This is a genomic window from Streptomyces sp. NPDC053427, from assembly GCF_044544985.1.
GTDB lineage: Bacteria > Actinomycetota > Actinomycetes > Streptomycetales > Streptomycetaceae > Streptomyces.
Window position 1 is genome coordinate 229,186 of the sequence record NZ_JBITYA010000015.1, and the last position, 18,645, is coordinate 247,830.

17 protein-coding genes are annotated in these 18,645 nt (G+C 72.4%); 7 read left to right on the top strand and 10 right to left on the bottom strand.

What is annotated here, in order from left to right; all coding sequences use genetic code 11:
* Positions 1–39 precede the first annotated feature (39 nt).
* Positions 40–1,368, top strand: a complete 1,329-nt coding sequence (locus tag ACIGWZ_RS35155; protein WP_400071386.1) for a carboxyl transferase domain-containing protein — start codon at positions 40–42, stop codon at positions 1,366–1,368.
* A 29-nt stretch (positions 1,369–1,397) separates the two neighbouring features.
* Here ACIGWZ_RS35155 and ACIGWZ_RS35160 read toward each other — a convergent pair whose 3' ends face one another.
* Positions 1,398–2,306: a LysR family transcriptional regulator gene (locus ACIGWZ_RS35160; protein ID WP_400071318.1), complete on the bottom strand. Its 909-nt coding sequence runs from the start codon at positions 2,304–2,306 to the stop codon at positions 1,398–1,400.
* 74 nt (positions 2,307–2,380) lie between these two features.
* On the opposite strand from ACIGWZ_RS35160, the gene ACIGWZ_RS35165 reads away from it, so the two are divergent.
* A complete protein-coding gene (locus ACIGWZ_RS35165; RefSeq protein WP_400071320.1) occupies positions 2,381–3,409 on the top strand; it encodes a DMT family transporter in 1,029 nt (342 codons plus the stop codon).
* A 666-nt stretch (positions 3,410–4,075) separates the two neighbouring features.
* Here ACIGWZ_RS35165 and ACIGWZ_RS35170 read toward each other — a convergent pair.
* Entirely contained in the window at positions 4,076–5,407 is a 1,332-nt protein-coding gene (locus ACIGWZ_RS35170) for an aminotransferase class I/II-fold pyridoxal phosphate-dependent enzyme (protein WP_400071322.1), read from the bottom strand.
* Between the two features lie 35 nt (positions 5,408–5,442).
* Here ACIGWZ_RS35170 and ACIGWZ_RS35175 point away from each other — a divergent pair, with 35 nt between their 5' ends.
* The gene (locus tag ACIGWZ_RS35175; protein WP_400071324.1) at positions 5,443–6,123 is read left to right on the top strand and encodes a pyridoxamine 5'-phosphate oxidase family protein; all 681 of its coding nucleotides are present in this window, start codon (positions 5,443–5,445) and stop codon (positions 6,121–6,123) included.
* A 9-nt stretch (positions 6,124–6,132) separates the two neighbouring features.
* Positions 6,133–6,783 (top strand): FMN-binding negative transcriptional regulator, encoded by a 651-nt coding sequence (locus ACIGWZ_RS35180; RefSeq protein WP_400071326.1) that lies wholly within the window; start codon positions 6,133–6,135, stop codon positions 6,781–6,783.
* Between the two features lie 49 nt (positions 6,784–6,832).
* Here the strand turns inward: ACIGWZ_RS35180 and ACIGWZ_RS35185 are convergent, their stop codons facing one another.
* The 4 genes from ACIGWZ_RS35185 to ACIGWZ_RS35200 all read right to left on the bottom strand — a co-directional run bounded on the left by ACIGWZ_RS35185 (position 6,833) and on the right by ACIGWZ_RS35200 (position 11,026).
* Positions 6,833–7,813 (bottom strand): DMT family transporter, encoded by a 981-nt coding sequence (locus tag ACIGWZ_RS35185; RefSeq protein WP_400071328.1) that lies wholly within the window; start codon positions 7,811–7,813, stop codon positions 6,833–6,835.
* 177 nt (positions 7,814–7,990) lie between these two features.
* Positions 7,991–9,067: an EamA family transporter gene (locus ACIGWZ_RS35190; RefSeq protein WP_400071330.1), complete on the bottom strand. Its 1,077-nt coding sequence runs from the start codon at positions 9,065–9,067 to the stop codon at positions 7,991–7,993.
* 49 nt (positions 9,068–9,116) lie between these two features.
* Positions 9,117–9,641, bottom strand: a complete 525-nt coding sequence (locus tag ACIGWZ_RS35195; protein ID WP_400071332.1) for a Clp protease N-terminal domain-containing protein — start codon at positions 9,639–9,641, stop codon at positions 9,117–9,119.
* Between the two features lie 131 nt (positions 9,642–9,772).
* Positions 9,773–11,026, bottom strand: coding sequence for a GNAT family N-acetyltransferase (locus ACIGWZ_RS35200; protein WP_400071334.1), 1,254 nt, complete (start codon positions 11,024–11,026; stop codon positions 9,773–9,775).
* Between the two features lie 329 nt (positions 11,027–11,355).
* Between ACIGWZ_RS35200 and ACIGWZ_RS35205 the strand changes: the two genes are divergently transcribed.
* Positions 11,356–11,880 carry an HAD domain-containing protein gene (locus ACIGWZ_RS35205; RefSeq protein ID WP_400071336.1) on the top strand — a complete coding sequence of 175 codons (525 nt, stop codon included), beginning with the start codon at positions 11,356–11,358 and terminating at the stop codon, positions 11,878–11,880.
* 82 nt (positions 11,881–11,962) lie between these two features.
* Positions 11,963–12,391, top strand: coding sequence for an SRPBCC family protein (locus tag ACIGWZ_RS35210; protein ID WP_400071338.1), 429 nt, complete (start codon positions 11,963–11,965; stop codon positions 12,389–12,391).
* A gap of 36 nt (positions 12,392–12,427) precedes the next feature.
* Here ACIGWZ_RS35210 and ACIGWZ_RS35215 read toward each other — a convergent pair whose 3' ends face one another.
* Positions 12,428–13,060, bottom strand: a complete 633-nt coding sequence (locus ACIGWZ_RS35215; RefSeq protein WP_400071340.1) for a PadR family transcriptional regulator — start codon at positions 13,058–13,060, stop codon at positions 12,428–12,430.
* A gap of 261 nt (positions 13,061–13,321) precedes the next feature.
* Entirely contained in the window at positions 13,322–14,419 is a 1,098-nt protein-coding gene (locus tag ACIGWZ_RS35220) for a PP2C family protein-serine/threonine phosphatase (protein ID WP_400071342.1), read from the bottom strand.
* Positions 14,420–14,633: 214 nt separating this feature from the next.
* Between ACIGWZ_RS35220 and ACIGWZ_RS35225 the strand changes: the two genes are divergently transcribed.
* Entirely contained in the window at positions 14,634–15,455 is an 822-nt protein-coding gene (locus ACIGWZ_RS35225) for a PhzF family phenazine biosynthesis protein (protein ID WP_400071344.1), read from the top strand.
* 53 nt (positions 15,456–15,508) lie between these two features.
* Here the strand turns inward: ACIGWZ_RS35225 and ACIGWZ_RS35230 are convergent, their stop codons facing one another.
* Together ACIGWZ_RS35230 and ACIGWZ_RS35235 are read right to left on the bottom strand one after the other, a co-directional pair.
* Positions 15,509–16,249, bottom strand: coding sequence for a CPBP family intramembrane glutamic endopeptidase (locus ACIGWZ_RS35230; RefSeq protein WP_400071388.1), 741 nt, complete (start codon positions 16,247–16,249; stop codon positions 15,509–15,511).
* Between the two features lie 436 nt (positions 16,250–16,685).
* Complete coding sequence (locus ACIGWZ_RS35235; RefSeq protein WP_400071346.1) at positions 16,686–18,236, bottom strand: glutamate-cysteine ligase family protein; 1,551 nt, start codon at positions 18,234–18,236, stop codon at positions 16,686–16,688.
* Between the last annotated feature and the right edge of the window lie 409 nt (positions 18,237–18,645).

Below are 18,645 nucleotides of genomic sequence, written 5' to 3' on the forward strand. Positions count from 1 at the left end.
GCCCCGATGCCGAGTATGCGGCTGACGGCCCGCCAGGCCATGGCGGCGGTGTCGGACTCCTCCGTCGAGCTGCCGGCGCCCGGGGATCCGGGGCCCGGCCGGCCGGACGGGCCGCTGGGCTGGCGCGGCTACGACGCGTCCCGGGCCCGGGCGCACGCCCGGACCGGCGAGGACGAGTCGGTGGTCGCCGCCCTCGCCACCCTCGGCGGCACCGAAGTCGTCCTGCTGTCCTTCGAGTTCGGCTATCTGGGCGGCTCGCTCGGCGAACGTACCGGCGACCGCCTGGAGGCCGCGTACACCCTGGCCCGCGAGCGCCGCCTGCCGCTGGTGTCGCTGATCGCCACGGGCGGCAGCCGGATGCAGGAAGGGATGCGGGCGCTGGCCCAGCTCCAGCGGGTGGCCGGGCAGTGGGCGCTCCATCGCGCCGCGGGGCTGCCGGGGATCGCCGTGCTGAGGGATCCGACGACGGGCGGCGGCTGGGCGACGCTCGGCGCGGGCGCCGATGTGCTCCTCGCCCTGCCGGGCGCACAGATCGGCTTCGCGGGCTCCCGGGTGCGCCCGGCGGACGCCGACCCGCACGCGTACTCCGCCGAGGGCCAGCTCGCGGCCGGGCAGATCGACGCCGTCGTCCCGCCCGACCGGTTGCGTGGCACGCTGCAGCGGTGGCTCCGCCTCCTGGGCGGGGCGGGGAAGCCGGCGGCTGCGGCCCCTCCCGGTCCGGTGCCGCCGCCGTCCGCGCTCGGTGAGCGCGAGCTGCCGGAGACGGGCTGGCGCGCGGTGGTCCGCGCCCGGGACGCCCGGCGGCCGCGCGCCGAGGCGTATCTGCGTGCGTACTTCGACGACCGGGAGGAGATCAGCGGCGACCGGTGCGGCGGCGTCGACAGCGGCATACGCTGCGGATTCGGCCATCGCGACGGCCGGACCGTCGCGTTCGCCGCGCAGTGCGGTACGGCCACCCGCCCGGCCGGATTCCGGACGGCGGCCCGGCTGGTCCGGCTCGCGGACCGGCTCGGCATCCCGGTGCTCACCCTCGTGGACACCCCGGGCGCCGCGAACGACGCGGCGGCCGAGCGGGCCGGCGCCGGCGCGGCCATCGCCGACGCCTTTGCCGCGCTGGCCTCGGCCCGGGTGCCGATCACGTCGCTGCTCATCGGCGAGGGCGGTTCGGGAGGCGCGCTGGCCCTCGCCGCGCCCGGCAATCTCTGGGCGACCCCGGACAGCTACTTCTCCGTCATCGCTCCGGAGCTGGCCGCGGCCATCCTCAAACGCGACGCGCAGGAGGTGCACCACACCGCCGACCAACTCCGCATCCGGCCACAGGACTTGCTGGACCTGGGTGTCATCCGCGGCATCGTCCCGCCGGCCTGACCGGCCGCCCCTCGATCCGCTCCGACGGCTCAGCGGCCCGCTACGGCCTTCCCCGCCTCCTGGAGCGCTTCGACGGCGGCCCGGATCGAGGGGCGGCGGTCGGCGTCCGCGCGCCAGATGGCGTAGACATGGCGGCGCATCGTATGCCGTACGGGCACCACGCTCACCCCCTCCGGCACCGGGCCGCGGCCGAGGCGCGGGGCGACCGCGACGCCCAGCCCGGCCGCGATCAGGGCGAGTTGGGTGTGGTGCTCCTCCGCCATATGGGCAATGCGGGGCTCCACGCCGTTGCTGCGCAAGGTGAACATCAACCAGTCGTGGCAGAACTCGGCCTGCGGCCAGGAGATCCACTCGTCATCGGCGAATTCCTCCAGCTCGACGGAGCTCCGGTGCGCCAGCCGGTGGTCCGACGGCATCGCCACGTCCGCCGGATCGTCGAGCAGGGGGGCCTTCGCCAGCCCCTCGGGCAGCGGCAGCGGCCGGTTGTACCAGTCCAGGACGACCGCCAGATCGAGATCGCCGCGCACCACGCCACGCACCGAGTCGTCCGGTTCCATCTCCCGCAGCCGCGCGCGGAGTTGGGGGTACTCCGTGCGCAGGGCGGCGAGCGCGGCCGGGAACAGGCCCCGGGCCGCGGTGGGGAAGGCGGCGAGCCGGAGTTCGCCCACCGCCTGGCCGCGGTGCGCCTCCAGCTCGGCCTGCGCCAGCTCGACCTGGGAGAGGATGCGCCCCGCATGCTCGGCCAGCAGCCGTCCCGCGTCCGTCAGCCGCACCCCGCGGCCATTCTTCGCCAGCAGCTGCTGCCCGGTCTCCCGCTCCAGCTTGGCGATCTGCTGCGAAACCGCCGAGGTCGTGACGTGCAGCCCCTCGGCGGCCGCGCTCACCGAGCCATGGCGGGCGACCGCGCTCAGGGTCCGTAGACGCTCCAGGCTCAACACATAAGCAATGCTACGCGATACCTACCACGAATTCTCGCTTGTGCTAAGAAGTCGAGGTCAGCATCGTAGACGGCATGAGCACCGCCACCGGCCCGGGCACCGCCGCCGCCCGCACCACGCCCCCTTCCGCCGCGACCACCGACGCTCCGGTCTCCGTCGACGTCCCGGCCTCCGCCGATGCCCCGGTCTCCGTCGAGGCTCCGGACCGCCCCGCCCGCCGCCGTGCTCTCGGCTGGCCGATCCGCTTCGCCGTGCTCTGCCTGGTCTGGGGCTTCAGCTTTCTGTTCATCAAGGTGGGCACCCAGGGCTTCACGCCGGTGCAGTTCACCCTGGGCCGCCTGGCCTGCGGTGCGCTCGTCCTGCTGGTGATCCTCGCGATCAAGCGCGAGCGGCTGCCGCGCTCCCCCCGGATCTGGGGCCATCTGGCGGTGGCCGCGGCCATCCTCAACGTCCTCCCCTTCACCCTCTTCGCCTACGCCGAGACGACCATCCCCTCCACCCTGGCCGGCATCTGCAATGCCACCTCCCCCCTGTGGGGCATGCTGCTCTCCCTCGTCGCGCTCTCCGAGGACCGCCCCACCCGTCGCCGCGTCGCGGGGCTCGGCCTCGGATTCCTGGGCGTGCTCACCGTCCTCGGCGCCTGGCAGGGCTTCTCCGGTACGGACTTGACGGGCACCGCGATGGCACTGGGCGGCTCGCTCTGCTACCCCATCGGCTGGATCTACGTCCGCCGCACGCTGGCCGGCGTCGACCACTCCCCCGTCGCCATGACCGGCACCCAGCTCCTGCTGGCCACCCTTGAACTGGCCGTTGTGGCGCCGTTGTTCACCTCGCTTCCGACGTCGTTCCCGCTCGCTCCGCTGCTCTGCGTCTTCGCGCTCGGCGCACTCGGCACCGGCTTCGCCTTCGTCCTGCAGTACCGCCTGGTCGCGGAGATCGGCCCCACCACGGCCCAGATGTGCACGTACTTCATTCCCGTGATCGCCACCGCCGCCGGCGTGGCCCTCCTGGACGAACGGCTGAGCTGGAACACCCCGGTGGGCGCCCTGATCGTCCTGGCCGGCGCCGCCCTCACCCAGAGCAAACCCCGACGCAAGGCCTAGGCGGTGTCCGCAAAGTCCCGCCTGGCTGGCGGCGCCTGGCACGCACGCTCGCTGCGTTGTCGGGATCGTCCACGTAGCCCGCTACGAGGACGACCCTCCGCCTTGCGATCGCACGCACCAGACGCCGCCAGCCCCGCCCTCCGGGCGGACGACAGGACTTTGCGGACACCCCTAGCTCCGGCCCTGGCGCTCGCCCTGGCCCGGCCCGGCCCCGACGCCACTCATCCGGAGAGCCCCCGAGCCCCAACTCGGGGGCTCTCCCCTCCCCATCGGCACCCGTGCCCGCGCTCGGTCGGGGGCGCCCCCCGCAGCGCCCCGCGAGGAATCCCCCGATCCCTCCCGGCACAAGGGCCGCCCGAGCGCCGCCCGAAACAAGAGCGCCGACCCCTCCCTGCCGTACGACACTTCCGCCGACCCCCGACCCGGTGAACCTCACGCCCCTCGCCCGAAACCGGCCGGGCGGACGCGGTCGCCGAGAGCGCCGCCGATCGCGGAAGGTTGCCCTTCGGCGACTCCCTCGCCGACATCGCAGCGGGTCAGCTTCGGGCCGGTACGGTCCGGCGACCACCGCCGGACACGGTTCCGCTGCCACACCTGCGGCCGACGCAGCCCGCCGGGCGGCCCTTCCGTATGTTCGCAGCCGAAGGCGCCTCGGCCCGTCGGGTCTCACTCATACCGCCGCGCCTCCCCGACGCCCGTGGCCGCGGCGACGGCGTCCGCCACCGGCGTGATGTCGTCGTCGGACAAGGCGGACACGGTGATCCGGATGCCGGGCGAGGACTGGATCCGGAAGCGGGCGCCCGGCGCCACCGCCCAGCCGGAGTGCAGAAGCCGGGCGACGGCACCCGTTTCGTCGGGGACCGGCACCCAGACATTCATGCCGCTGCGCCCCCGCGCCCGTACTCCGCGCTCGGCCAGGGACCGTATGAGAGCGTCCCGCCGGCGGTCGTACGCCCCGGCGATCCGCTTCGGGTCGATGGCGGACGTGCGCCAGAGATGGACGACCGCGTCCTGGAGCAGATGGCTGACCCAGCCCGGCCCCAGGCGCTGTCTGCCGCGCACCCGGTCCATGGTCACCTCGTCACCGGTGAGCACCGCGAGGCGCAGGTCCGGGCCATAGGCCTTGGCCGTGGAGCGGACCAGCACCCAGCGGTCGGTGACGCCGGAGAGCGGATGGAGCGGGAGGTCGACGATGCCGTGGCCGTGGTCGTCCTCGATGAGAAGGATGCCGGGATGGCCGGCCAGCAGCCCGCGGAGTTCGGTGGCACGGGCGCGGCCGACCGCGGCGCCGGTGGGGTTCTGCGCCCGGTCGGTGATCACCACGGCCCGGGCGCCCTCGCGGAGCGCGCGCGCCAACTGCTCGGGCACCGGCCCTTCGTCGTCCACCGCGACCGGCGCGGGACGCAGCCCGAGCGCCGGGATCAGGTCCAGCAGGCTGCCCCACCCCGGGTCCTCGACCGCCACCGTGTCACCCGGCCGCAGATGGACGGCGAGCACCCTTTCGATGGCGTCGAGCGAGCCGCTGGTGACGGCGATCGGGGCCTCGGGCACGCCGTCCCGGACGAAGGCCGCGCGGGCCAGCGCCTCGAGATCGCTGTCGACGGAGGGCGTGCCGTAGAGCGTGGCCCGCCGGGCGCTGCGCGCCGCGGCCTCGGCCAGCGCGCTCTCCAGGGCGGGCAGCAGCGCCGTATCGGGGTTGCCGTCCGAGGCGTCCCGTACGCCCGGCGGAGCCTCCACCCGCAGCTCCTCCCGGGGGGTGCTCGCGGGCCTGGGGCGCACCCGGCTGCCCCGGCGACCCGCGGTTTCGATCACTCCACGGTCCCGCAGCGTCCGGTATGCGGAGGCGACCGTATTGGGATTGACCTCGAGATAGACGGCCAACTCCCTCAGCGGAGGCAGCACTTCGCCTGGATTGAGCTCGCCCGCACCGATGGCTCGCTCGACGCTGGCGGCAATCTCCGATGCGCGCCGCCCTTCGATCCGATACTCTCCTAGCACAAACTTGATTATGCACTAGTGCAATGGAGAAGGCAATGGCACACGAGGAATCGGCACCGGATACGTCGTACACGCCGACCGAGCGCACCGTCCCCACCCGCGCCCGCGAGCGCGCCGCCTACGACCACGACACGGTGCACGCCATCCTCGATGCGGGATACGTCTGCCATCTCGGCTTTGTGCGTGACGGCGACCCGATCGTCCTGCCCACCCTCTACGGCCGCGTCGGCGACCGCCTCTATCTGCACGGTTCGACGGGCTCCCGCCCGCTGCGGACGGCCGGCGAAACGGCCGACCCGGGCCTGCCGGTCTGCGTCACCGTCACCCACGTCGACGGCCTCGTCCTGGCGAAGTCCGCCTTCCACCACTCCATCAACTACCGCAGCGTCGTGGTGCACGGCACCGCCCGTCAGGTCGTCGACCCGGACGAGAAGACGGCCGCCCTGGACGCGCTCGTCGACCATGTGCTCCCGGGCCGCGCCGCCGACTCCCGGCCGGGCAACACCAAGGAACTGGCCGCCACCGCGGTGATCCGCCTCGACCTGCGCGAAGTCTCGGCCAAGATCCGCACCGGCGGCCCCAACGACGAGCCGGAGGATCTCGAGCTGCCGTACTGGAGCGGCGTCCTGCCCGTGGCCCCGGTGTACGGCGCCCCCATACCGGCCGACGATCTCGCGCCCGGCACGCCCCAGCCCCCGTATCTCACCGCCCGCTGAGGAGCCCCGATGCTGATCCATCCCTGGGACGCCCCCACCGACGACGCCGAGTGGCAGGACTGGCTCGCCGCACACGACTTCGGCCAGCTGGCCGTCAACGGCACATCCGGCGCACCGCCGATGGTGCAGCCGACGCACTTCGCCTACGACCCGGCCCGCCGGGAGGTGCTCGCCCACCTGGCCCGCCCCAACCCCATCTGGCGCGCGCTGGAGGAGCGGCCCACGGTGCTGCTGAGCGTGGTGGACGACTACGCCTTCATCCCCGGCCCCTGGCAGGCGGCGGAGGACGAGCCGCCCGAGCACGGCGTCCCGACCAGCTTCTACGCCGCGGTCCAGCTGACCTGCACCGCCCATGTCGTGGACGACCCGGAGGCCAAGGCCGCGCTGCTGCAGCGCCAGATGGGCCACTTCCAGCCGGAGGGCGGCTCGGCTCCAGTCGCCGCCGGCCAGGCGCCGTACGGCCGACAGCTCTCCGGCCTCCGTGGGCTGCGGCTCGAAGTGCGCGAGGTACGCGCCAAGTTCAAGTACGCGGGCAAGCGGAGCGAGGCCGTCCAGCGGCGCATCTGCGAGCGCCTCGCCGAGCGGAACGGCCCCGGCGACGCGGCGGCCCGCGGCCACCAGGAGCGCCGCCGGGCCGCGCGGTCCGCCACGACGCGCTGAGCCGCCGTGCTGCCCGGCCGGCGCCCACCCGCCGGCCGGCCACGCCCGGTCAGCCCGCCGCCGGCACCACCGCCGGTTCCACGGCCGTCGAAGCCCGCCGCGCCTCGGTCACCGCCAGCGCGGCAACGGCCGTCAGCAGCACCCCGGTTCCGATCGCCGTGGTCATCGTCAGCCGTTCCCCGAGGAAGAGCACCGCGAGGGCCGCGGCCGACACCGGCTCGAGCAGCAGGATCACGGATGCGGTCGCGGCCCGCACCACGGCCAGCGCCGCGAAGTACAGCACATACGCCAGCGCCGTCGGCACGGCGGCGACATAGCCCAGCAGGAGGAGGCTGCGGCCCAGCTCGTGCGCCTGGGGCCACAGCCCCTCCGCCAGCGCGAGCGGCAGCAGGCAGAGCGCGCCCACCGCGAAGGTGCTGATCGTCGAGGCGTAGGGATCACCGCTCCCGCCCTTTCCCAGCCGCCGGGTCATCAGCGTCATCGCGGCACAGCCGGCCGCGGACAGCAGGGCGTAGCCGACGCCGGCGGGCCGCACCGTCGCGTCGCCCCCGCCGAGGACCAGGACCAGCAGTCCGGACACCGCCCCGGCCACGGCCAGGACCCCGCCCACGCCGAGCCGTTCGCCCATCAAGACGCGCGCACCGATGGCTATCAGGACGGGCGCCGCCCCCATCGTGACCACGGTGCCCACGGCCAGACCGGTTTCTTCGACGGCGGCGAAATAGGCGGTCTGGAAGACGGCGAAGCCGATGCCGGTGGCGGCGATCCGCCTCATCCGGCGGCGTACCGGCTCGTAGGGGGCCGCGGCGGCGGCCGTACCGGACGACCGGCGGCGCAGCACCGCCCGCACGGCGAGCAGCAGCATCAGGCCGCCGAAGGTGCGCCAGAAGCTGACGGCGAGCGGGCCGAGCCCGCTGCCCCGGTAGAGGAGGGCGGCGGTGGCACCGGCCGTGCCCCAGACAATGCCGGTGAAGGTGACGTACAGCAGCCCCCGGCCCACGGGCAGGGCGGAGGAGGGTGTGGCGTGCATAAGAGTGTGCTCCGGGAAATCCAGGACGGCGCGATGCGCCGCGGAAGGGTCGCGTGGTCCCGTGTGCAGGCAGCGACAACCGGCTCAGGAGCTCTCCCGAGCCGGGGTTTCCGCAGAGGCCGCCGCCCGCTCTACGCGGCGGGAGGGGGCAGCACAGTCAAACGCATGATCGATAGCCTACGGCGCCCATGAGCCGGCCGACAAGCCGTCCTCGGCGGGCGCCGGATCCGAGGCACCCGTGGCCGGCTCCTTCGGCTTGGCCGACTGCGCGATGAAGGCGCCGACCAGCACCACCGCCCCGCCCGCGATCTGCGGCGCGGAGAGATGTTCGCCGAGCAGCACCCAGGCCAGTACGGTCGCGATCACCGCCTCGAGGCAGGCCACCACCCCGGCCACCTGGGGCGAGAGCAGACGGATGGAGACGACTCCGGTGAGGTAGGCGGCCACCGTGGCGACGAGCACGATCCAGCCGAGGAGCAGCACCGCGGGGACCTGGGTGCCGTTCATGCCGGCGCTGCCGCCGAGCACCTCCCAGTGCATGTTCCAGGGGCGGGCGATCAGGGTGAGCACGACGGCGCCGATCAGCAGGCCGTAGGCGATCACACCGAGCGGGTCGGGCGTGTCGTCGCCGTCACCGCCGTGGTCGGACAGCACGAAGTATCCGACCTGGCAGCACGCCGCGCCGAGCGCGAGGGCCAGGCCGATGATGTCGAAGCTCAGCCCCGACCACACCTCGACGACGCAGGCCAGACCGCCGACGGCCAGCAGGACGCCGACGGCCGCGGCGCGGGTGACCGGCCGTTTCTGGACGAAGCGCACCCAGCCCAGGACCAGGGCCGGCGCGAGGTATTCGATGAGCAGCGCGACTCCGACGGGGATCCGGGATATCGCGGCGAAGTAGCAGGCCTGGACGCCGGCGACGGCGAGCAGCCCGAAGCCCACGAGCAGTGCGGGCCGGCGGCGCGGCAGATCGCGGTGACGCCAGGCGAGCGGCAGCATGACCAGCGCGGCGCCGGCCACCCGCAGCCAGGTGACGTGCAGGGGCTCGAGGCCGGCCTCGATCAGGGGCTTGGCGGCGACGCCGGAGCCGCCGAACGCGAGCGCGGAGAGCAGCGCGATACCGACGCCCGCGCCCCTGCCCCGGGGCGCGCTCCCACCGGAGGCCGAAGATGCCTGGGGGGTCCCGGCGGACCCTGGTGCTGCTGGGCCGATACCGGTGGCTGGACCGGCGGGGCTCCCCGAAGTCGCGTGCATCCGGTCATCATGACAGCCGCCGTCAGCAGCGCCACCCCCGAGACCCCTGTCAGTCCTGGCCGGGGCCGTCCCCGTCCAGGCGAGCGGCGAGCAGGCCGGTGTCCACGGAGGCCCGGTGCAGGACCTCGACGGCCCGGGACTCGGGGTCGTCCACCAGGGCGGCGAGCAGGTCGAGGCAGCCGGCGCGGGTGTCGTAGCGGGCGTGCGCACGGTCGAGCGCGCCGTCCAGGGCGGCGGCCGCGGCGGGCGACCACCCGGGGACGCCGCCCTCGGTGACCACGGGGACGGAGCCGGAGTCCTCGACCGTGCCGTGCCACTGAAGTCCGTAGCCGATGCTGCGCTGGACGAGATAGCCGAGCAGCCGGGCGATCTGGGGGCCGCCGTCGAACGCATCGCGGACCGCGGGGTCCGATTCCAGGAGGCCGTGCAGCAGATGCGCGGTGTCCACCTGGCGGTCGCCGTCGCGGGTGGCCCTCCTGCGGGCGGCGGACACAACGGACGCCAGCTCCACGGTGAGCTGAGTGTCGAGATCCACCTGGGCGGGGCCGTCGCCATACGCAGTACGGTTTTGCACAGATCCACCCCACCAGCCGCTGCGGCCCGGAGCATCCCCGGCGGGAAGCATTTGCGCATCCCACCCTGGTTGGGGATGACTTCCCCGCGTCTCCTCCTTACGGAGGAGACGCGGGTGGTTCCAGGGGTTGTTCAGTACAGCGGGAAGGCCCAGCCTCCGGGATACCAGGGCTCGCGTTCCCCGCGGAAGGCCGCCGAGGCGAGGGTGAGCGCACCGGGCCGCAGTTCCTCGACGAGGCCGGCGGCCGCGAGGGCGGTCAGCGGGGTGCCACCGAGGAAGGCGGCACCGAGCTCCGCCGCCGTCAGCCGCAGGTCGGCCGGGGCGGTCGTGGGCTCGCAGCGCGCGCTCCCGCCCTCCGCCTGCAGCCGGTGGCGCCCGGTGTTCCACGGGCAGAAGTCGTCCCGCACGTCGAGGACGAGATCGAAGGGGAGGCTGTAACTCCGGCCCGTCAAGGCTCGGCCGACGTCGACCGGCCGCAGCCACAGGCGGTCCACCGGTGCGCTCCGGACCGCTCGCGGGTCGGCCAGCAGGTGCGGCAGCGGCTCGTCCACGGCGCCCTCGTAGTCGATCCAGGTCACCAGGTCGATCCCGGCAAGGAAGCGCCACAGCGCCGCGTACGCCCGGCGCGAGAGCGCCACCAGTTCCACGACCTCCGCCACGCCGTCGGTGCCGCCGCGCCCGTCCGGCGCGGAGCTGTGCCGGTAGAGCGCGTAGCCGGTGGCGCGGCCGTCGCTCTCCTGGTGCACGGCGCATCGGAGCGAGGTCGCCGCACCGCGCCGGTGCGGATGGTCGGCGAGGCGCACCGCCCAGTGGACCGCCTGTCGGTCGGGCCAGCCGGCCGTCGTGATGCGGGCCTGGTCGTAGACCTTCTCGAGGAGGGGGCGGACCTGGCCGGCCTGCCGCAGCCGGACGGTCCCCTCGCCGACGTCGGTATCGGGGCGGAAGCTCATGGCACGCCGGTCGCAGCGCATCCGGTTCCCGAGCGTCGCGGGGCCGAAGCCGTAGCGTCCGTAGATCCCGGCCTCGGAGGGGCGGAGCGCGGCGATCGGCTCGCGCGCATGGTCGTGCAGGTCGGTCAGCTGGGCACGCATCATCGACGTGAGGATGCCGCGGCGGCGATGTGTCGGGGCCACCCCTACGGAGGCGATCCCTGCCACGGGCAGGGTGCCCCCGGGCACGGTCAGCATGCGGCTGTAGACGGAGGCTCCGGCAACCGGCACCCCCTCGTCGAACGCGGCCAGGGTGCGACCGAGATCCGTCGCGGCTCGCTGCTCGGCCAGTTCCTCCTCCGACCGGTCCATGCCGTAGGTGTCGGCAATCATGCGCGCCCAGGCCGGAAACTCCTGGTCGAGAACGCCGCGAAGTCGCAGCGGAGAAAAGGTCATCGGGTTTGTGTACATCACACCGGGGCGAGCTGAAAAAAATCCCTGCCGGCCGTGTCAGGTCCGCTGCCTTCCTCCCTCCGCCATCGCCGCAGGATTCACGGCCCCGTCGGCAAGCGCGCCGAGACGGAGGCCGCCGGTACCGGTGCTGCCCGAACCGCGGTACCGGTGCTGCCCCTACGGGTTCCGGGTTCCCCGTTTTCGGGGCCGATGCGGGCAACCGGAGTCCGCCCCGCGTACGTCCTTCCCCGACAGGCTCCGCGACGGCCCCACCGGACCACGTCCGCCCGCTCCCCTGTCCACCCCGAACTCCTCCGTGGCGAAGGATTCCGATGGCCACCCGCCCGCTGCTCTTCCTCGATATCGACGGTGTGCTGAACCCCGTGCTGCCGTCCCCCGGTTTCACCGCGCACGATCTTCTCGATCACACCGTGCTGCTCTCCATGGACCACGCCGACTGGCTGCGCGAGCTGTCCGCGCGCTACGAACTCGTCTGGGCGACCACCTGGGAGCATCACGCGAACACCCACATCGCCCCGCTGCTGAAGCTGCCCGAGCTGCCGGTCGTCGCGTTCAGCGGCTATCTCGGCCGGCCCGATGACCCGCAGTTCGACGGTCCGGAGAGCCTGCTGGCGCGGAAGTGGGCCCCGATACTGCGCTTTGCGGACGGGCGCCCGTTCGCCTGGGTCGACGATGTGATGCCCGACTCCCTGGTGCGGCGCAGCCGGTGGCGGCCGGACCGGCTGCTGATCCCGGTGGATCCGGCGCGCGGACTGCGCCGCGACCACGTCGACCGGCTGCTCGCCGCCCCGCCCCGGCCGCGGCTGTGCATGAACCTGACGGCTCATCAGCAATGACGGCCTTCGGTATTGAACCTTCGCCTCCTTGGGGCTACGTTCCGCGGCACCAGCCAGGGACAGTCACCGAAGGGGTGGTCGCATGGCCGAAGTCACCGCTCAGGCCCGTATCGAGGCACCGGCCGAGCAGGTCTGGGACCGGCTGACCGACTTCGACTCGTACGGACAGTGGAACGCCACCCACACCGCCTTCCCCAAGGGCGGCCCCGCAACGCTCGAAGTGGGCGCGGGATACGAGGAGAACATGAAGCTGATGGGCTTCCCGGCCGAGGTGACCTGGACCGTGCAGGAACTGGAGCCGGGCCGCCTCCTGGACATCAAGGGCAAGGGGCCGATGGGCGTCAATCTGGGGATGCGCTACGAGCTGACGCCGGACGGCGGGGCGACGACGCTGCGGATCGAGGGGGCGTTCACCGGGGCCGCGGTCTCCCTGATGGCAGGCAAACTGAAGGACTCGGCGAGCGCGGCCCTGAACGAGTCGCTGCGCAAGCTCGCGGTCCTGGTGGGCTGAGGCGGGGCGCACGCATACGGCGCGCCCCGCCGCCGCTCAGTCCTCCTCGGCAAGGATCAGATACAGCTCCTTGCGCGCCTTGTTGACCACCGCCATGGCCTTCTCCCGCTGCTCGGGGCTACCGGTGGCCCACACCTGCCGAAAGGCCTCGACCAGGCCGCCGCCCGCCTTACGGATCTCGTTCATCGCCTCCCAGTCGACGCCACGTCCGGCGTCCTCCCAAGGGGCGTCCGAACCGCCGTCGGCCTCGGCGCGGCCGGCCTCGGTCAGCGAGAAGAGCTTCTTGCCGCCCTCGCTGGCGTTGGTGATCAGGCCCTCGTCCTCCAGGAGCTGGAGAGTGGGGTAGACCGAACCGGGGCTGGGCTTCCACGCCCCGCCGCTGCGCTCGGCGATCTCCTGGATCATTTCGTAGCCGTGCATCGGTCGGTCCTTGAGCAGCGCCAGTATCGAGGCGCGCACATCGCCGCGCCGCGCCCGGCCGCGCGGGCCGCCGCGGCCCCGGCCGCCGCCGAAGGGCGGACCCCCGAAGGGCGGCCCGAAGCCGCCGAACGCGGCCCGCCGCCGCTCGAAGCCGCCGGCGAACTCGGCCCAGCCCCCTGGGCGGCCCGGTCCGCAGTGCTCATGACGGTGCTCGTGGTTGCTGTCGTGGTGGTGTCCTTGGGAACGCATGACGGCGTCCTTCCTTCTCGTTTCTGCAGTCGCTCTCGGCCGTTCCTGCCGCTCTCATCGATCTCGTTGATCTCGTCGATCTCATCGATCGTGCAGTCGTGCCTGCTCGCGCCCGCACAGTCGTTACTGAACCGCCATCGTTGACCGATCGCGATGCCTCAACGATATATCGGAACTGTTCGCCGAACAACCCCTCGACTGGCCGAACCAGGGGCCGGCCCTCCCCAAAGACCCCATTAGCCGTTTATGTCGACTTTGCGCTCACTCCGAGGGTTCACGCAGGCGCACGGCGAGGGCAGCGATGTCGTCGTCGAGACGCCCCCTGCTGTAGTGGAGGAGGTCGCGGTGGAGAGCCGCGAGCAGCTCGCGGGGCGGCGTCGGGGACTGTCGGCGCATCCAGGCCGCCAGCGGGAAGAACTCGCCGTCGCGGGCGCGGGCCTCGGCGACCCCGTCGGTGTAAAGAAGCAGCAGGTCACCGGGGGTGAAGTCGAAGGTGTCGATGTTGTAGTGATCGCCGATCAGCTCCGCGAGGTTGAGCAGCGGCGAGGGAGCGGTGGGCTCGAGGACGCGCAGTTCCCCGCGATTCAGGAGCAGCGGCGGGGGGTGTCCGCAGTTGAGGATCTCGATACGCCCGCCCTCGTGCGGGATCTCGACGAGAAGGGCGGTGGCGAAGCGCTCCATCGGCCCCTCAGGAGGAAAGGCGGCGTTGTAACGGGTGGTGCTGGCCTCCAGCCGGCGCGCGATGCTGACCATGTCGGTCTCGCCGTAGGCCGCCTCCCGGAAGGAGTTGACGATCGCCGCGGCCGCCCCCACCGCCGGCAGGCCCTTGCCCCGCACATCACCGATGAGCAGCCTGACCCCGTACCGCGTGTCGACCACCTCGTAGAAGTCCCCGCCGATACGGGCCTCCGCCGCGGCCGCGAGATACAGCGAGTCGATCTCGACACCCCCGAAGCGGCGCGGCATCGGGCTCAGCACCACCTGCTGCGCCGCATCGGCGACGAGCCGCACCTGAAAGAGGGTCCGCTCCCGCTGGAGCCGGACATGACTTCCGTACGCGGCCGCGACGGTGACCGCGATGATCCCCGCAGCCGTCCACCACGTCCCCAGACCGGGGAACACGACGCTGAGGCCGATCATCAGAAAGAGGCAGACCGTCCCCAGCAGGACGGTGGGGAGCACCGGCCACATGGCGGCGGCGAGTGCCGGCGCCGCGGGCAGCAGGCGGCTGAAGGCCATTTCCGGGGGCGTGGCGTACGCCAGGCCGGCGATGACGACGGTCAGGATCACCGGCGACAGCAGCACAAGCGGCCCCCGGCCGTGGCGACGACGGAGCCGCAGCCATCCAGACTCGATCACGCTTCATAGAATATCTATGCAAAGTAGACATAGCGGCCTTATGGCCGCAGAGTCAGCCGTCTGCCCCAGACCGGCTCGCCGGCTTCGATGGCGTCGCACCGTTCCGCGCGACCGTCAGGAACCATCGAAACGGAACCCCCGGTGGTCCATCCGGGTCCAATTTCCCGGGATTGGCCTTGGCCTGCGGTTCTGTGGCCCCTCTACGCTCGCGGCCATGAGGATTCGTATCGTCGACGCCTTCAGTGAGCGTCCGTTCGCCGGCAACCCCGCAGGAGTCGTCCTCCTCGACTCCGACGCCTTCCCCGACGACGCCTGGCTCCAGCAGATCGCCGCCGAGGTCAACCTCTCCGAGACCGCGTTCGCACATCCGCTGCCCGCGGGCGGCGACGCCGACTGGGCGCTGCGCTGGCTCACCCCCGCCACCGAGGTGAACATGTGCGGGCATGCCACATTGGCCACCGCGCACGTTCTGCACACCACCGGAACCGCGACCGGCACGGTCCGCTTCCGCACCCGCAGCGGTGTGCTGATCACGACCACCGGGGACGACGGGTCGATCACCATGGACTTCCCGACGGCACCGCTGACCCCGGTGGAGGTGCCGCCCCTGGTCGCCGGGGCGCTGGGTGCCGACCTCCGGTCCGCGCACGACACCGGCCCCGACGTCGGCGATCTCCTGGTCGAGCTGGCGGACGAGAGGTCCGTACGGGCGCTGTCACCCGACTTCAGAGCGCTGGCGGGGCACGGCGGCCGGGGTGTGATCGCCACTGCGCGCGCCGAAGACCCCGACGGCGGCTACGACTTCATCTCGCGCTGCTTCTTCCCGTACGTGGGCATCGACGAGGACCCCGTGACGGGCAGCGCACACACCGCGCTCGCCCCGTTCTGGTCGGCGCGCCTGGGCCGCGACGCGCTGGTCGGACTCCAGGGCGGCGCCCGCTCCGGTTTCGTACGGACCCGGCTGCGCGGCGACCGTACGCTGCTGACCGGCAGCGCGGTCACCGTCATCGACGGCGAGCTGCTCGCCACCGGCTGAGCCCGTTCCCCGGGCGCGGGACGCACCACCGGCGGCCCGCGCCGCCCCCGCTCTCATGCCGTCGGCAGCCACCCCACCCGGCCGGCGAGCAGTGCGTAGCCGAGGAACGCCACGATGTCGATGAGGGCATGCGCGGCGACCAGCGGCCCGACCCGGCCCCATCGCCGGTAGAGCAGAACGAAGATCACGCCCATCACCGTGTTGCCGATGAACCCGCCGATGCCCTGATAGAGGTGGTACGAGCCGCGCAGCACCGCGCTGGCCGCCAGTGCCGCCATCGGGGCCCAGCCCAACTGCCCCAGCCTGCGCAGCAGATAGCCGACGACGATGACCTCCTCCACCACGGCGTTCTGCACCGCGGAGGCGATCAGCACCGGGATCTTCCACCACACCTCGGGCAGCGCCTCGGGAACCACCGTCAGATTGAATCCGGCCGCCCGCGCACCCAGGTAGAGCAGCAGTCCGCTGCCGCCGATGGCCGCGGCCACCCCGACGCCGCGGCTCAGGTCGAAGCCGGGCCGCCGCCGGTCGAAGCCGAGGGCGCGCAGTCCGCCCGCCCGTTCCCGCAGCAGGAAGTGCGCCACCAGGGCTACGGGCACCAGGGCGGTCGCGATACCGAACAGCTGCCAGGCGAGATCCAGCCATGGCCGGCCGGGTGCATGGGACGCATTGAGCGTGGCCGCCTGGTGCTTGAGGGCGCCGGATCTGGTCACCGAGCCGATGAAGCTGATGAGCGCCGACAGCGCGCTGGCCCCGAGCGAGAGGGCCAGAACGAGCAGCGTCTCACTCCTCAGGACGCTCCGGAACGGCCCCTCCGCGACCCCCGCATCCCGTCCCGTACCAGGCCCTCGGCCTGGAACATCCGCATCAGCCAAGGGACTCGTCTCCGACTCCACGCTTCCTCCACCTCCGGGCTGCCGCCGCTTCACCACCACCGCCCCGCCAGGGTCTCGACAGCAGGTACGAAGATCGCGCGCGACAGGCCGGGGACGGGCGCCATCCACGTGGCGCGTTCCCTCTCCTGATCCCGATCGAGTCCGGGACAACGGGCTCCGGGCATCGGGAGAGGCGCTACCGCAATGGAACGACACAGCTTGCCCGATCCGTCCGCGCCGGAGAGCACGGGGGCCCGCCCCGACGCCATTCCCCCGAACTCGCGGCTCCTCCAAGGCAGGAGGATCCGTACCCCACAGCCCCCGGGCACCCCTGAGCCGCGTCGGCCCGCCCCGATCAGGCGCTCTCGACGGAGTGCCGCGCCCCCGGTACGGCCGGCGGCGCGCCCACCGCCCAGGCCACCGGCCAGGTGTGCACAGGTTGCCCGGCGTGCATCAGCTCGCTGTAACGCCGGGTCATCGCGGCCAGCGCGGCATCCCTGTCCAGCCCCTGCCGCAGCGCGTGATGGAAGGCCGCGGCCTGCCAGGACGCGCCGTTCACCCGCCGGGCGCAGCGGTCTTCGATGATGCCCAGATACAGGTCCCGGTCGGCCGGTTCGATGCCCCAGGCGTCCAGTCCCGCCGCCGCCAGGGGCAGCAGTTCCTGGCGTACCAGCCGTACGACCGGCATCTCGGTGATGCCGCCGGCGCGGCCGGAGCGTGGCCAGTGGAGGCAGGCGTCGATGCCGTACCGGCAGGCGGTGTCGAAGTTGGCGGCCGCGGCGGCGAACGGCAGGCGTTTCCAGAGGGGGCGGGGCTCATCGGCCAGCGCCCGCACCAGGCCGTAGTAGAAGGCCGTGTTGGCGATGACGTCGGCGACGGTGGGGCCGGCCGGCAGGACCCGGTTCTCGACCCGCAGATGGGGGGCGCCGTCGGCGACCCCGTAGACGGGGCGGTTCCAGCGGTAGACCGTGCCGTTGTGCAGCACCAGTTCCGCCAGGTCGGGCACGCCGCCCTCGTCGAGGATCCGCAGCGGCTCCTGCGTCCCCGGGATCGGCAGCAGCGGCGGGAAGTACCGCAGATTCTCCTCGAAGAGGTCGTACGCGGAGTCGATCCAGCGCTCCCCGAACCACGTGCGCGGGCGCACCCCCTGGGCCTGGAGTTCCGGCGCCCGGGTGTCGGTGGACTGCTGGAAGACCGGCGGCCGGGACTCACGCCACAGCTCGCGGCCGAAGAGGAACGGCGAGTTGGCGCCGATGGCGACCTGCACGGAGGCGATGGCCTGCGCGGCGTTCCAGACGGCGGCGAACCGGCCCGGGGTGACCTGCAGGTGCAGCTGTACGGATGTGCAGGCGGCTTCCGGCGCTATCGAGGCCGAGCGGGCGACCAGGCGCTCGACGCCCTGTATGTCGATCGCGAAGTCCTCGCCGCGGGCCGCCCGCATCTGGTCGTTGAGCAGCACATAGCGATCGATGGCGGAGAGGCTGGCGGCCGTGAGGTCGGTGGCGGCCATGGTGGGCAGAATGCCGATCATCACTATCCGGGCGGCGACCTCGCGGGCTTTTCTGTCGGCGTAGGCGAAGCCCGTACGGAGTTCCTCGGCGAGCTGGTCGAGGACGCGACCGGCCAAACGGTGCGGCGTGATGTTGACCTCGAGACTGCACTGGGCGAGTTCGGTCTGGAAATCACGGCTCGCGATGCGTTCCAGAACTTGAGAGTTCAGCATTCTGGGCAGTCCGTCCGCGCCCGCGAGATTGAGCTCGATCTCCATACCGATGAGATTCTTGGGCCGGTCGAACCTCTTCTCCGTCAGCATCCTCTGCAATCCCGTAAGACACTCGTGCAGCTTTCTTCGATAACGCTCCCGGTCAGCCAGGTCGATCCCGTGCGCGGCGACCTTCTCCCCCATCGAAGGGTCCTTCCTCGATCGAGCGAACGGCCCGCGGCCACGGGCCGATTGGGGCCGTCCCCGACACCACCGGGGCACGCGCTACGGTCGATGATGCCCCAGCAATCTGATCGATAACGCCTCAAGGGCGTGCCGGTGCCGATAGGCTCGAAGTGACGGAGAGTCCGAACCTCATCGGGGGATACCTGCGGCACGCGCCAACGGCATATCTCGGCGGCCATCGCCATCCGCATTTCTCTTGTGAAAAACACCGACGAGATCCGGCCTACCGCTTCCGTGGTGAAATATGAGGTGGCGCACCCGAAGGCCCGTGCAAAGCGGTGAAAATCCCCCCGGAGAAGGGCCCGGATTCCGCCTTGCCGGAAATCCACAAGACCAGTAGCCGAAACATTTTCAGAACATACGTCGT